The following is a 13,408-nucleotide window of genomic DNA, read 5'->3' as shown; positions in this document are numbered from 1 at the left end:
CAAACCTTTGCTGCTCAATGGATCCGCCCGGCTTTGTCACGCGGGACAGGAATCGGCGCGGCCGGATGCTCACGTCGGCGCGAGGGCCACCAGTTCGCCCGGCCCAGCCGCACCATCACGGCGGGCACCAGCAGGCAGCGGATCACGACCGCGTCGAGCAGCACGGCCGCGGTCAGCCCGACACCCGCCTCCCGCACCACCCGGCTGTCCACGAACGCGAACGCCGCGAACACCAGCGCCATGATCAACGCGGCCGCGGTGATGGTCCGCCCGGTCGAGACGAGACCTTCGACGATCGCCGTGCGGGTGCCGCCGGTGCGGCGCCATTCCTCCTGGATGCGGGAGATCAGGAAGACCTCGTAGTCCATCGACAACCCGAACAGGCCCGCGAACAGGAACACCGGCAGGTACGGCTCGATCGGCCCGCCGAACACCGCCACCACCACACCGGTCGTGGCGGCCGCGGTGAGCAGGTTCATCACCGCCGCGGTCAGCGGGATCAGCACGCTGCGGAACACCAGCGCCAGCAGCAGCACGGAGATCGCCACGACAGCGGCCAGGAACAGCGGCAGCCTGCTGGTGACGGTCGCCGAGAAGTCCGTCTGCACCGCCACCGCGCCACCGACGTGCCACCCGGGGCCCGCGACCTCGCGCAGCCACGACACCAGCTGCGCGGTGGCGGGGTCGTCCGGAGCCGTGCGCGGAGTGACCGTCAGGACCGGACCCTGCGGCGGTCCGACGGAAGCTCGCTCGGCGACGATCTCGCGCACGGCGGTCGTCGCCGCCGGATCGGGCCGTTCGGCGACGAGCACCAGCTGCCCGTTCGCGCCCGGGCCGAAACCCTCGGTGAGCAGCGTGTCGGCCACGCGTGTCGGACTGCCCGGCGGATCGTGCCCCGCGCTCGGCATACCCAGGCGCAGGCCCAGTGCCGGCGCCGCCAGTACCGCGATGACCAGCACCGCGACGATCGCGTAGGGCGCGGGCCGCCGCGTCACGGAACGCGCGAGCCAGGACCAGCCCCCGCCGGACGCGGTGTGCCTGGGCAGCGTGCGCATGCCACCGAAGCGGAGCAGCGCCGGGAGGAGCGTCAGCGCCGCGAGCATGGTGAGGGCGACCGAAATCGCCGACGTGATGGCGATGCCGTTCAGGAACGCCATGCCCACGGTGAACATCCCCGCCAGCGAAACGCAGACCGTGACACCGGCGAAGACCACACTGCGGCCCGAGGTCGCGGCCGCGCGTTCCAGCGCTTCGACCGCGGGCAGACCTTCACGCAGGCCCTGCCGGTAGCGGGTGAGCACGAACAACGCGTAGTCCACGCCCACCCCGAGCCCGAGCAGCGCGGCGATCTCCGTACTGATCTTCGGAACGGTCATCACGTGCGAAACCACGACGACCACGGCGAGCGCGGAGCCGACCGACACCGCGGCGGTCACCACCGGCAGGATCACGCACGCGATCGAGCCGAAGGTGATCAGCAGGACGAGCGCCGCGGCGAGCAGGCCGATCCCGGCGTTGCCCAGGTTCGGCGCGCCCACCGTCATCGCGGCGAGCTGACCGGACACGCCGACCGTCAGGCCGTCCCCCTCGACGGCCCGCGCGGTGTCGACGAGCCGGGCGGCCGGTTCCGGGCCGAGTTCCTCCGCCGGGGCGTCGAAACTCACCGCTATCACCGCGATCCGGCGGTCCGCGGACACCAGCTCCGGTGCGGCGTAGGGCGAAACGACGCCGGTGACGTGGTCGAGACCCGCCAGCTCACCGAGCAGCGGTTCGATGCGGTCGCGGACCGTATCGATCGTGCCCGCGGCTTCGACGACCACGCGTTCCTGGTCGCCGGGAGGAAGCATGGCCGACGCGACCGTGCTGTCCGCGGACGGCAGGGCGACCGTGTCCCGGTACGCCGCACCGGAGTGCTGCGCGGCTAGCACGAGCCCAGTGAGCGCCAGCAACCACACCGCGATCACCCAGGGCGCGTGCCGGAAGCACCGCGACGCGAGTCCTGCCATCCCTCCTCCCGTCGGCCGGCGGGTCGCCACGCTAACAACGGCCACCCGTCCGCGAACAGGGGTGACGTGTTTTTTCGCTTACCGGTGACAGATTTTCCGGCTCCGGTCCGTCCAGGCGTGACAGTCGGGCGAGTGATCGTTGCGCGGGCTGTGCGGATGTGGGTTGATGCTGGGCATGGCTAGTGTCGGCAGTGATGCCTCGCCGCGAGCGGGGACGGTGGCCGGAACCAGTCAGGCACGCAGACTGTGGTTCTCGCTGCCCGCAGAGCTCGCCCGCCGGTTCCGCCCGCACGCGGACCGTCTGGCGACGAAGATCCTCGACGAGATCCAGCACACCGTGCCCGAGTACGCCAAGCCGCTGGAGGGCCAGTTCGGCGAGGTCATCGTGCGCGCGATCGAACAGGCGGTGCTGAGCTGCCTGGACAGCATCGAGGACCTGCAGGCCGCACAGGACCGCTGGGGCAAGATGTTCCACGAGGTCGGCAAGCGCGTCTACCACGACGGCGGCAGCCTGAACTCGTTGCAGGCCGCCTACCGCGCCGGTGGGCAGGCGGCGTGGCGTTACGTTTCCGGTTTCGGTCAGTCGATGCGCCTGCCGGTGCCGATGCTGTGCGTCAGCGCCGAAGCCATTTTCGCCTACGTCGACGAAATATCGTCCTACTCGGTCGAGGGGTACACCCTGGCCCAGGCACGGGCGACGGGCACACTCGAACGGCGGCGGCACCGGCTGCTGGAACTGATCCTCGCCACACCCCCGTCCTCACCGTCGGCCGTGTCGTCAATGGCCCGCGCCGCGCAGTGGGACGTGCCGGAATGGGTCACCGTCGTCGCGCTGGAGCCGTTGGAGGAGCAGCATTTCGTTCCGCCCCTGAGCGAGGACGTGTTGCTGGACCTGGAAGGCGCCGAGCCGTGCCTGATCACCCCGGTACCTGCCCGGGATATTCCCGTGCTGGAGTCGGAAATGCCGAACTGGCGGGCGGCGGTCGGCCCCCGTGTCCGGCTGACGGATGCCGCGACGTCCTTGTACTGGGCGCGCCGGACACTGGAGCTGGTTCGGGCCGGGTTGATTTCCGGTGGTCCGGTGGTGCACAGTTCGGACCACCTGACGACGTTGTGGTTGTTGCAGGACCGGTTCCTGCTGGAGGAACTGTCTTCCCGGACGTTGGCGCCCTTCGCTTCGTTGACACCCAAGCAGCAGTTGCGGTTGGCCGAGACGCTGCTGGCGTGGCTCAAGTGCAACGGGAACACTGTGGACATCGCGCGGCTGCTGGACATCCATCCGCAGACGGTGCGGTACCGGGTCTCGCAACTGACCGAACTGTTCGGGGACCGGTTGGGCGAGCCCGAGGAACGGTTGACCATGCAGATCGCCCTGGAGGCGCACCATTTGCTCGGAACGCGGCCCTCGTAGGCGCTACGCGCGTTTCAACGCTACGCGCGGCTGGAAGCGCCGGGCTCGCAAGCTCGCCATGGACTGGGGCCGCCCCGATTTTTCATGGTTTCTCCGGCCGAGCAGGCGGGGTGCGGGGGAGGGCTGGGCGGCCTTCGGGCCGGGTTGCGTTGCCGGGCCCCGCTTCGATCGTCACGAGCGGCCAACACGCCGCCCCCGGCGGCAAACACGGCGCCCCCGGCGGCAAACACGCGACGGCGCCGCCGTGTTTGCCGTTCCGGGCGGCGTGTTGGCCGTTCCGGGCGGCGTGTTGGCCGTTCCGGGGCTCAGCCGGCCGCCAATCCCGCGTCGACGGGCAGCGCCTGCCCGGTGATGTGCTTCGACGCGCCGGAGGCGAGGAACAGGAACGTCTCGGCGACGTCCGCCGGATCGATCAGTACGCCGCTCGGGTGCAGGGCGGCTGCTTCCGCCTCGGTGAACATCCCGGTCGTGATGGCGTTGTCCAGCAAGGCGGTGCGGACGACGCCCGGGCAGACGGCGTTGATCCGGATGCCCTGTTTGACGTACTCGATCGCCGCCGTACGGGTCAACGCGATCACACCGCCCTTGGCCGCCGAGTAGTCGGCGATCCCCAGCGGCAGGCCGACAAGGCCGGCGACGGAGGCCATGTTGACGATCGTGCCTCCTCCCTGCGCCAGCATCTGCGTGATCTCGGATTTCATCGACAGCCAAACGCCCTTGAGGTTCACCGAAACCAGCCTGTCCCACGCTTCTTCGGTGATTTCGTGCAGGGCGGAACCCTGCTCTTCGATGCCGGCGTTGTTGACGGCGATGTCCAGTTTTCCGTGCGCGGTGACCGTGGCACGGACCGCCGCGTCGAGATCGGCGGCAGATGTGACATCGGTGCGCAGGAATGTCGCGTCACCGCCGTCCTTCGTGATGTGCGCGGCCGTTTCCGCGCCGCCCTCCTCGTTGATGTCGGCGATCACGACCTTGGCGCCCTGCGCGGCGAACAGCCGCGCTATCGCCGCGCCGATCCCCTGCGCCGCGCCGGTGATCAGCGCGCTCTTGCCCGTCAGCAATGAATCCGCCATCTGGCCTTCGACTCCTTGTCGGGGAACAGGGGTACGTCGCACACCCCTGGGGTGGGGAGGAGGAATGTCGTTCGTCCGCACCGCCGGGCGGCGCGGATGCGACACCGTAGCGTGAGTCCACCGGTTTCCGCGACGGGGGTTGACAGCCCTTGTTGGATCGGATTCGTCCGGGCCGGTTTTCGGGCTCACGATCGGAGTGTTGACACCATGGATAAGGTGACGGCACTTCATCGAGCTGTCGGACTGGGGCCGGATACCGCTGTCTCGCCGGGATTTTTCCTGCGCTACGGGAAAAGTACCGACGAGTAGGTGGCCGTGGGCACGAGCCCGCGTCGCCGGGCGCGGAAGAACTGTTGCCGGGAAACGGGAAAACAACCGTCGGCGCGCTGGTCTCCGTCCGCTGGTACCGGAGTTCTGCGAACTGGCAAGGACAGGGCGGTAACTTGCGCGAACCGACACCCGCACCCCGCGACGCGGGCAAGTGGCGGGACCGACTGAACAGATTCACCCGCACCGGCGGGCGGCGCAGCATCCGCACCCGGGTGCTGGCCATCGCGCTCATCCCGAGCGCGGTCCTGCTGATCACGGGCGCCGCGGTGGCCGGTTCGCTGGTGTCCTCCGGTGTCGCCGCGCGGAACTGGGCGGACATCCTCAAGACCGCGATCCCGCCGTGCATCGCCTTCGAGGCCACGGTCCAGCAGGAACTCGCCACCAGCACGCGGGCGCTGGCCGGCGACGCGCAGGCGCGGACCGAACTGCCGGGCGTGCGCGACCGCACCAACGTCGTGCTCTCGCAGCTCACCGTGCTGGCCGGGATCACCGGGAAGCTCAACCCCGAAGGCGTCGCCAGGACCAACGCCGAGTTCGCGGAACTGGCCGCCAAACTCCCGGTCGTCCGCCAGGGCATCGACCAGTTCCAGGTCTCCCCCGGTGACGTCGACGCCCTCTACACCGGGCTCGGCCGGGCGGTCATGAACGGCATCGCCGACTCCGCGCGCACCACCTCGCACGCGGCGGCCGCCCGCGAGCAGATCACCACCGTCGACCTGTTCCGGGTGATGGAGGCGCACGGGCGCGCGAACGGCGTGGCCGCGGTATTGACCACCCGGTCCCAGCTGACCCCGGCCGAACGGGTCTCCTTCACCCAGTTCACCGGCAACTACCGCCAGCAGCTCGAAGGCCAGTTCAACCGCCTTCCCGAAGCCGAGCAGGCCCGCTACAACCGGCTCGTCGGCAGCGACGCGTGGAAGGTCGCCACCGCGGCGGAGGACTCGCTGAGCACGACGGGTTCGCTGCGCATCCCGCTGGCCGATTTCCGCGCCGCGGAAAGCGAAGTGGCCACCGAACTGCTCGGCCTGTGGTCCGACCACTTCACCTACGGGGCGGACATCGCGGGCGAGGCCGCCGACACCACGCTGCTGCAGTCGATCCTGGCCGGCGTCGCGACCCTGCTCGTCGCCGTCACCGCGTTCGTCGTGTCCGTGCGGTTGGCCAACGCGCTGGTTCGCAGGTTGCGGCGGCTGCGGTCACAGACCATGGACCTGGCCGAGGTGCAGCTCCCCGAGCTGGTCGACCGGTTGCACGCGGGCGAACAGGTGGACGTCGACGCCGCGGTGACCCCGATCGACCGCGGGGGCGACGAGATCGGACAGGTCGCCGAGGCGTTCAGCGCGGCGCAGCGAACCGCGATCGCGGCGGCCACCGCGGAGGCCAGGACGCGCGGCGGCCTCAACAAGGTCTTCCTCAACATCGCCCACCGCAGCCAGGTCGTCGTGCACAGGCAGCTCGACGTGCTGGACGTCGCGGAGGCGAAGCAGAGCGACCCCGAGCACCTGGAGTTGCTGTTCCAGCTCGACCACCTCACCACCGCGGCGCGCCGCAACGCGGAGAACCTGCTGATCCTGGGCGGCAGCCAGCCGGGCCGGAAGTGGCGCAACCCGGTGGCCCTCGAGGAGGTCGTGCGCAGCGCCATTTCCGAGACCGAGGACTTCGCGCGGGTCAGCGCGGTCCGGCTGCCGGAGGTGAAGGTGGTGGGGACCGCGGTCGCCGACATCCTGCACCTGCTGGCGGAGCTGGTGGACAACGCGACCTCGTTCTCCCCGCCGGACGCGCCGGTGGCGGTGCGCGGCAACCTGGTCGGCAAGGGTGTCGTGGTGGAGGTCGAGGACCAGGGCCTCGGCATCCCGTTCGAAGAGCGCGAAGAACTCAACGAGCGGCTGCGCAACCCGCCGGACTTCCAGGAGATGGCGCTGGCGGGGCAACGCAACCTCGGCCTGTTCGTGATCGGTACGCTGGCGCGCAAGCACGGCATCGTGGTCAACCTCGTGGACTCCGCCTACGGCGGGATCAAGGCGATCGTGCTGATCCCGGCCCAGATCCTCGACACCGGGGAGCCGGAGGTCGCGGAGCCACCGGAGGACGGGAACCGGGCCGGACTCAGCGCGCTGCGCCGGGCTCGCCACGCCCGGGTCCCGTCGTTCGTCCCGGAAGCGGCGCCGGACCCGGTGCCCAGACTGCCGCGGGCCGACGCCGATTTCGACCCGCGGCAGTGGCCGCAGGAGGAACCCGCGCTGGATGCGGCCCCACCGGCTCCGCGCACGCGGACCGTCGAGGAACGCGCCCTTCCCGAAGGCGTCGCGGCGCGCGCCGCTTCGCCGGGTCGGAAACCGCTTCCACGCCGTCGGCGTCAGGCGCACCTCGCCCCGCAACTGCAGGCAGAGCAGCCATCGGCACCCGATGCCGCACCGCGGTTCCAGCTCCGCAGCCCCGACGAGGCCCGCAGCACCATGTCCGCGTTCCAGCGGGGAACGTGGCAGGGCCGTGGCAGTCGCGACAGCGTGCAGTAGTCCGAGATGAGATCGATGAAGACGGATGGTCCGGCGATGAACGAAGACGTGGCAGGCAAACCTCAGGGCCCCTGGCTGGACTGGCTGCTCAACGACCTGGTGAAACGGCTTTCCGGGGCCGAAAAGGCGGTGGTGCTCTCCGCCGACGGCCTGACCCTCGGCCGGTCCGCCGACCTCGACCGGGAATCCGGCGAGCACCTTTCCGCGATGGCTTCGGCGTTCCGCAGTCTGGCCCGCGGCGTCGGCAGCCAGTTCGACAAGGGCTCGGTGCACCAGACCGTGGTGGAGCTCGAACGCGGCTACCTGGTGGTGACCGAGGCGGGCGAGGGCGCCTGCCTGGCGCTGATCGCCGGCCCCGGCGCCGATCTGGGGGTCGTCGCCTACGAGATGAACGTGCTGGTGGGGCAGGTCGGGACGAACCTGTCGGCTCCACCGCGTAGGGCGCCGATTCCCCAGGCGCCGTGAAACACGAGGACACCTCCTGGACTCGCGACGACGACCCGGGCCCGCTGGTCCGGCCGTTCGCGGTCACCCGCGGTCGCGCCGGGAGGGATCTGCACAAGCTCGACCTCATCACGCTCGTGGTGGCCGTCCGGCCGGCGTCCGACGTGATGACGCTGGACCGCGAGTACGGCGAGATCCTGCGGATGTGCCAGGGCAGGCCGATGTCCCTCGCCGAGATCGCGGCCCAGCTGAACCTGCTGCTGGCCGCGGTCAAGGTCCTGGTCAGCGATCTGATCGCGTCGGGACACCTCATCTTCCGGTCGCCACCCGTCCCCTCGGACAACCGGCGGCCCAATATCGAACTGTTGCGGGCGGTGCTTGATGGCGTACGAAAACTCTGATCCGGTCGGCGACCCCGAGCTCGACGGGGTGGAGGCCGTCAAGCTGCTGATCGCGGGCGGGTTCGGGGTCGGCAAGACCACCCTCGTCTCGTCGGTCAGCGAGATCCGGCCGCTGCGCACCGAAGAACGGCTCACCGAACTCGGCGCGGCGGTGGACGACCTCAACGGCGTGGAGAACAAGACCACCACCACCGTGGCGCTGGACTTCGGGCGGATCACCATCAACCCGAAGGTTGTGCTCTACCTGTTCGGCACCCCGGGACAGGACCGGTTCTGGTTCATGTGGAAGGAGCTGTCGGTCGGCGCGCTGGGCGCCGTGGTGCTGGCCGACACCAGGCGCCTCGAAGACTGCTTCCCGGCGGTGGACTTCTTCGAATCGCGCGGCATCGACTTCGTCGTCGCGGTGAACTGCTTCGACGGCGCGGACCTCTACGAGCCGGACGAGGTCCGCGCGGCGCTCGACCTCGACCCCGGTGTGCCGATGCAACTGTGCGACGTGCGTGACCGCCACTCGGCCAAGCTGGTGCTCGAAACGCTGCTCGAACACCTGATGCACAGGGCGATGTCGATGCCGGCATAGGCCGGGTGGCCCGCGCCGCGGTCACACCGACGGCAGGTTCTGCTCCAGATCGTTGAGCAGCGCCTGGACCGGGCCCCAGCAGAGCATCACCGTGTCGCGCAGATCTTCGTCCCCTCGAGGAGCACCGAGAGCAACAGTCCTTCGATGAAGGTGCCGATGCCGATCGTGGCCATCCGGTAGGCACCGTCGGAAAAGCAGATCCTGGTCTCCTCGACCCGGCCCATCAGAACGTCCACTGTGGCCGCGTCGCGGAAGTCTTCCGCGCTGGCCGCGCCGTCGTCGTATTCGACCGGGTCGCACACGCGGCACAGCAGTCGTTCGATCTCGGCGAGGTTTCCCGGCGCTTCTCGAACTGCTCCCGCAGCCACGGCACGCGCGGCGAACCATCCTGGCCAACCGCCCCCGCCGCTGGAAGCCCATCGTCCGGGACGAGCGCGCGCAAGCGGACCTTGGCCCGGCGATTCGAGGTCGGTCAGCGCCGCGGCATCGGCGTGGGTGAGGTCGAGTGTCGCGGAAGTACAGCAGGGTGTTGCGGTAGCTGAGGTCGATGAGCCTGGTGCGCCACTCGTCGGCCTTGCTCGTGACGACGGTGATTCGGCGTGTGTCCATCTGCGCTGGATCCCCCTCGCGATGACGGGCGTACGGACCTGTCGGCACACGGCACCAGAAGCCTCCCGTGCCACCGCGAGTGAAGATCGCCGCACGGGCCACCGACGTGACTGATCAACGTTCAATTCACCCGAACGGACGCGCACGCGATGACCGATCAGCCCACTGACCGGGATCTCGGGCGTCAGTCGGCGCCCTGGTCCAGTTCTTTCCGGATCATCGCCATCTGCCAGGGGGTCAGCCGCCGCACCTGCAGGTCCAGCACGGCCCGTGCCTGCACCTCGTCGACCCCGAGCACGCGCTGCACGGCCTCCTCCGCCGAGGCCGGACCGGTCGTTTCCCACAGCGCGTCGATCAGTTCGCGGCGCCGGTCGGCGACCGTCATGAGCCCGCGCAGCACCCTCGCCCGTGCCTCAGCCGCCTTCCGGTAGCCGGGGAACCGGAAGAGCGCCGTCCACAGGACGGCCTTCCCGAACAGCGGCGAGTCGTCCGCCTGCTCGACCATCCCCCGCTGCTCGACCTCCGCCAGCCCGCCGAAGATCTCCCGCAGCGAGTCCTCCGTGTACGCCAGGCCAGCACCCAGATCGCCCACCCGGTACACGTCGGCATCGGACAACGCGGCGCCGCCGGACCCGAAGCACACCAGCCCGAAGTGCCCGCCCGGCATCAGAGCCCGCTGCAGGAGCTCCAGGTAGCTCGGCCGCCGGTGCGGCGCCAGGTGGTGGAAGAACCCGGAGTCGTAGACCAGGTCGTACCCGCCGCGCAGGGTCAGCTCGAACACGTTCCCGCAGTGGAACCACACGCGGGCGTCCCCGGCGCGCTCCCGCGCCCGCTCGATCACGACCGGCGAGGCGTCGACGGCGTCGACCTCGAACCCGAGCGACGCCAGGTACCGCGCGTTGCGCCCCGGCCCGCACCCCAGGTCCAGCGCCCGACCCGGCTCGACAACTCCCTGCGAGATCCACGCCGCCAGGTTTTCGTCCGGTTTGTCCACGGACTCGTCGGCCACTCCGGCGGTGCCCGGCGGCACCATCCCGTCCAGCAGCCGCAGCACGTCCTCGACCGAGCGGATGGTCACCGGTAGGTCCCGAAGGTCCACAGGTTGCCCTCCGGATCGGCGATCGTGCAGATCCGCGATTCGGCGCCGGAGCCGAAGCGTGCGTCCTGCGGTGGCTCCAGCACCGAGGCGCCAGCCGCGAGAGCCCGCGCGTGCACGGCTTCCACGTCGTCCGTCACCACGTACACCGCGCCGCTGCCCGCGCGCATCCGGCCGTGGACGCTCTCGACGTGCTTCGTCGAGCCGAACACCAGCCGCCCGCCGCCCAGCCAGGACACCTCCGCGTGCACGACGTCGTCCTCGTCGTCCCGTGCCGCGACGACCTCGGAAAACCCGAGATCGACGAGAAAACGCAGCGCCGCGGAGGTGTCGTCGTAGTGCAGGACCGGCCAGATGCTCATGGGCCGGACTCTAGCGCCGCCGGAACGCCGCCACACCCGCTTCCGCGACCTCGGTGTCCTGCTCGACCGAACCGGCGCTCACCCCGATCGCCCCCACGACCTCCCGTCCGCGCACCAGCGGAATCCCGCCACCGAAGATGACAAGACCGCCGTTGGTCACCTCGATCCCGTACAGCGGTGCCCCGGGCGCCGCCGCCGCGCCGACGTCGGCCGTCGTCATCTTCAACAGCGCCGCCGTGCGCGCCTTGCGGATCGAGATGTCGACACTGGCGAGGATCGCGCCGTCCTGCCGGGCGAACGCGAGCAGGTGGCCGCCGTCGTCGACCACCGCGACGTTCATCGGCTGCCGGATCTCCTGCGCCTTCGCCAGCGCGGCGTCGAGCACCCGCTGGGCATCGGCCAGAGCGAGACGTGGTGCCACATGTCCTCCTTCACTTGAGCGGAATTCCGACGACCAGCCGCGCCGCGTTCTGCCCGAGCACCCGCGCCCGCGCGAGCGGCCCGGTCAGCGCGGGCGAACCGGCCGGACGTTTGGCGTGGTGGACGCACACCTCGTCCGCCACCCCCACGCCGACATCCAAAGAGGACAACCGGGCCGCGGCGAACGCCAGCGCCACACCGTCCCCTTCGGACACTTCTTCGACCAGCACCGGCACACCCTCCTCCTCCATCCCGGCCAGGATCTCCCGCAGCCAGGGCGACGAGGCGTCGCGACAGCGCACCACCACGGCGGGCCCCTGCATCAGCCCGCACTTTCCAGCGACAGGTCCAGCGCATGGCTCGCGACCAGACCGGTCGCCACCGCGTTGCGCGGCCCCTCGGTGCCGCGCACGTTCCCCGTGCCGCACACGATGCCCATGCCCGCCACGGCTTCCGCGATCAGATCCGGGATCTCGAAGTCCAAAGCGGACCCGCCGAGCACCACGACGAACCCGATCTGCCGCAGGTTCCCGCCCGGCGCCACCTGCTCCAGCGCCCGCAACGCGTTCACCACGAACACCTTGTGCTTCGCCGCGCGCCGCACCTGCCGGATCTTCTCCAGGTTGTGCCGCGTCGGCACCGGGCGCATCCCGTCGTCGGACAGCACGACGACCCGCGCGAACGCCTCCGCGGGCAGCGGCTGGTCGAAGAACCGCGCGGTGCCGTCCTCCATCCGCACGTGGAAAAAGCTCTCGGCCTTGGCCAGCGGGTACTTCTTGATGTCCTCGGCCAGCTCGCGGTTGTCCAGCCCGAGTTCGGAGTCGATCAGCTTCGTCACCAGGTCACCGGCCCCGGCCAGGTGGACCGACCGCACCGCACCGTCACCGGCCACGGCCGCGTCGGTCGACCCGCCGCCGAGGTCGAGGATCGCGACCGGCCGCCCGGTGCCCGGCGTGGTCAGCGCACCCAGCACCGCCATGTCCGCCTCGACCCCGCCGATCAGCACCTCGACGCCGAGCGCCTCGCGCAACCGCTCGGCCAGCAGGCGCATCGGCCCGCGGCTGGTCCGCACCATCGCGGCCAGCGCGACCGCGTTCTCCAGCGCGAACTCCCCGGCCAGCGCACCGGTCACCTCCTGCGGTACGAACGTGTCCACGGCCAGCACGTCCTGGATCCGCACCGCCTCCGCCGAGGTCCCGGTCAGCTCCGACATCGTGTCGCGGACCCGTGCCAGCATGCCACCGACATGCGTGCCCGCCTCACCCGACGCGTCGGTCAGCGGGCGGACCCGCCGCAACGCCGCCATGATCTCGCCTGCTCCGGCCTCGATCCCCACGGACCGTTTGTTGTGCTCCCCCACCAGGGTGAGACTGCCAGCCGGGATCCGCCGGTCGGTCACGTCGCCACTGGGCGTGCGCACCACGACCGCCGAGCGGTTGCCGACCAGCGCCCGCGCGACCGGTGCGATCATCCGGGTCTGCTCGGCGTCGAGGCCGAACACGGTGGCGATGCCGTAGGAGTTGGACAACGTCCGGATCGTCCGCCCCGGCTCGGCCACCTCGACGGCGGCCGCCATGCCGAGCGGAACCTTTTCCACCAGGGTCACCTCGTCGACCACCGGAATCGGTTTCGTGAGCCGGTTCGTGATCAACGTCGCGTCGTCGGCGTGCACGATCGCCCCGGTGACCTCGACGCCCCGCGCGAGCGCCGCGTTGATCCCGTCCGCGGCGTCCTCGAAGTCCACACCGGACCCGACGACGCAGATCACCTCGTCACCCGGCCCGCATTCCGTCAACGATCCGAACGCGACGGTCGTCCCGGCACCGAGCCCGGCGCCACCGGGGGTGTCCGGGTTGTGCCCGATCATCGTCGACTCGGTCACGATCGTCTCGGTGATCGTCTCCATCGCCAGCCCGCTGATCACCGGGGTCGCCTCGTTGACCAGCACCGCGCTCAGGTCCCGCACGCCGCGCCCGGCCTCCTTGAGCGCGCGCCGCACGACCTCCACGACCCCGGGCACGTTGTCGGCGGTGCCCTTCACCCCGGACGTCGGGGTGAGGGCGCCGGACAGGTACTCGACCCGCCCACCGGGACCGATCTCGGCGACGCATGCCTCCGTGGTCGAGTTCCCGATGTCGACGCCCGCTACCAGCGCCATCG

At 70.4% G+C, this 13,408-nt stretch carries 13 protein-coding genes; 5 read left to right on the top strand and 8 right to left on the bottom strand.

Going from position 1 to position 13,408, the window contains the following annotated elements; translation table 11 throughout:
- Nucleotides 1-14: 14 nt before the first annotated feature.
- Nucleotides 15-2,006 (bottom strand): MMPL family transporter, encoded by a 1,992-nt coding sequence (locus tag HNR02_RS14125; RefSeq protein ID WP_179773636.1) that lies wholly within the window; start codon nucleotides 2,004-2,006, stop codon nucleotides 15-17.
- Nucleotides 2,007-2,223: 217 nt separating this feature from the next.
- On the opposite strand from HNR02_RS14125, the gene HNR02_RS14120 reads away from it, so the two are divergent.
- Nucleotides 2,224-3,417, top strand: a complete 1,194-nt coding sequence (locus tag HNR02_RS14120) for a PucR family transcriptional regulator (RefSeq protein WP_312861006.1) — start codon at nucleotides 2,224-2,226, stop codon at nucleotides 3,415-3,417.
- Nucleotides 3,418-3,722: 305 nt separating this feature from the next.
- Here the strand turns inward: HNR02_RS14120 and HNR02_RS14115 are convergent, their stop codons facing one another.
- Nucleotides 3,723-4,490, bottom strand: coding sequence for a glucose 1-dehydrogenase (locus tag HNR02_RS14115; protein WP_179773635.1), 768 nt, complete (start codon nucleotides 4,488-4,490; stop codon nucleotides 3,723-3,725).
- Nucleotides 4,491-4,933: 443 nt separating this feature from the next.
- Here HNR02_RS14115 and HNR02_RS14110 point away from each other — a divergent pair, with 443 nt between their 5' ends.
- From HNR02_RS14110 to HNR02_RS14095, 4 genes are read left to right on the top strand one after another with little or no spacing between them, the layout of a single operon-like run.
- Nucleotides 4,934-7,336, top strand: a complete 2,403-nt coding sequence (locus HNR02_RS14110; protein ID WP_179773634.1) for a sensor histidine kinase — start codon at nucleotides 4,934-4,936, stop codon at nucleotides 7,334-7,336.
- A gap of 15 nt (nucleotides 7,337-7,351) precedes the next feature.
- Complete coding sequence (locus tag HNR02_RS14105; protein ID WP_246338563.1) at nucleotides 7,352-7,801, top strand: roadblock/LC7 domain-containing protein; 450 nt, start codon at nucleotides 7,352-7,354, stop codon at nucleotides 7,799-7,801.
- A complete protein-coding gene (locus tag HNR02_RS14100; protein ID WP_179773633.1) occupies nucleotides 7,798-8,181 on the top strand; it encodes a DUF742 domain-containing protein in 384 nt (127 codons plus the stop codon). Before HNR02_RS14105 ends, HNR02_RS14100 begins: the two co-directional genes overlap by 4 nt.
- Nucleotides 8,162-8,761, top strand: coding sequence for a GTP-binding protein (locus tag HNR02_RS14095; RefSeq protein WP_179773632.1), 600 nt, complete (start codon nucleotides 8,162-8,164; stop codon nucleotides 8,759-8,761). Before HNR02_RS14100 ends, HNR02_RS14095 begins: the two co-directional genes overlap by 20 nt.
- A gap of 86 nt (nucleotides 8,762-8,847) precedes the next feature.
- Here the strand turns inward: HNR02_RS14095 and HNR02_RS14090 are convergent, their stop codons facing one another.
- The 6 genes from HNR02_RS14090 to HNR02_RS14065 form a co-directional block, all read right to left on the bottom strand.
- A complete protein-coding gene (locus HNR02_RS14090) occupies nucleotides 8,848-9,129 on the bottom strand; it encodes a hypothetical protein (protein ID WP_179773631.1) in 282 nt (93 codons plus the stop codon).
- A 425-nt stretch (nucleotides 9,130-9,554) separates the two neighbouring features.
- Nucleotides 9,555-10,448 carry a class I SAM-dependent methyltransferase gene (locus HNR02_RS14085; protein ID WP_312861005.1) on the bottom strand — a complete coding sequence of 298 codons (894 nt, stop codon included), beginning with the start codon at nucleotides 10,446-10,448 and terminating at the stop codon, nucleotides 9,555-9,557.
- Complete coding sequence (locus tag HNR02_RS14080; RefSeq protein ID WP_179773630.1) at nucleotides 10,445-10,828, bottom strand: VOC family protein; 384 nt, start codon at nucleotides 10,826-10,828, stop codon at nucleotides 10,445-10,447. Before HNR02_RS14080 ends, HNR02_RS14085 begins: the two co-directional genes overlap by 4 nt.
- 10 nt (nucleotides 10,829-10,838) lie before the next feature.
- Nucleotides 10,839-11,249, bottom strand: a complete 411-nt coding sequence (locus HNR02_RS14075; RefSeq protein ID WP_179773629.1) for a GlcG/HbpS family heme-binding protein — start codon at nucleotides 11,247-11,249, stop codon at nucleotides 10,839-10,841.
- A gap of 10 nt (nucleotides 11,250-11,259) precedes the next feature.
- Complete coding sequence (locus tag HNR02_RS14070; RefSeq protein WP_179773628.1) at nucleotides 11,260-11,571, bottom strand: glycerol dehydratase reactivase beta/small subunit family protein; 312 nt, start codon at nucleotides 11,569-11,571, stop codon at nucleotides 11,260-11,262.
- A complete protein-coding gene (locus HNR02_RS14065; protein ID WP_179773627.1) occupies nucleotides 11,571-13,406 on the bottom strand; it encodes a diol dehydratase reactivase subunit alpha in 1,836 nt (611 codons plus the stop codon). The genes HNR02_RS14070 and HNR02_RS14065 overlap by 1 nt, the downstream gene beginning before the upstream one ends.
- Between the last annotated feature and the right edge of the window lie 2 nt (nucleotides 13,407-13,408).

The sequence above is a fragment of the Amycolatopsis endophytica genome (assembly GCF_013410405.1).
GTDB classification, from domain to species: domain Bacteria; phylum Actinomycetota; class Actinomycetes; order Mycobacteriales; family Pseudonocardiaceae; genus Amycolatopsis_E; species Amycolatopsis_E endophytica.
Note: the sequence above shows the minus strand (reverse complement) of the source record. Positions and strands in the feature narration are given on the sequence as shown.